At 65.6% G+C, this 529-nt stretch carries 1 protein-coding gene; it reads right to left on the bottom strand.

The window, feature by feature from the left end; all coding sequences use genetic code 11:
• A partial coding sequence (locus ACLEQD_RS45050; protein WP_410392014.1) for a M4 family metallopeptidase occupies positions 1–529 on the bottom strand: 529 nt, incomplete at both ends.

Genomic DNA, 529 nt, shown 5'->3' with positions numbered 1-529 from the left:
TGGACGCGCCGTCCTTCGCCGGGTCGTCCATGTAGCGGAGCGCGTCACCGGCGGTGCCGGGGGTCCACACGTCCTCGCCGACCTTCCAGATGTCCGCCGCGGTGCTCCACGTGCCGGAGTTCCAGCTCTCGCAGATGGCGCCGAAGGTGTCGGACATGGCCTCGTTGAGGCCGCCGGACTGGCCGGAGTACGTGAGGTTGGACTCGTACTCCGTCACCGCGTGGGTCAGCTCGTGGACCGTGACGTCCGCGTCCTTGCCCAGCTCGATGGAGTTCACGCCGTCGCCATCGCCGTACACCATCTGGGTGCCGTCCCAGTAGGCGTTCACGTAGTTGTTGCTGTAGTGCACCGTGCTGATGAGCGCCGTGCCCGCGTTGTTCAGCGAGTCGCGGTTGAACAGCGTCTTGTAGCAGTTGTAGGTGTAGCCCAGCATGTCGTAGTTCATGTCGACATGCGAGTCACCGATGGCGCCCTGGCCCTCGCTGCGCTTGAGCGTGCCCGGGGTGCTGGTGCCGTTGTTCGCGCTGTA

This window comes from Corallococcus sp. 4LFB, from assembly GCF_046520365.1.
GTDB lineage: Bacteria > Myxococcota > Myxococcia > Myxococcales > Myxococcaceae > Corallococcus > Corallococcus caeni.
Note: the sequence above shows the minus strand (reverse complement) of the source record. Positions and strands in the feature narration are given on the sequence as shown.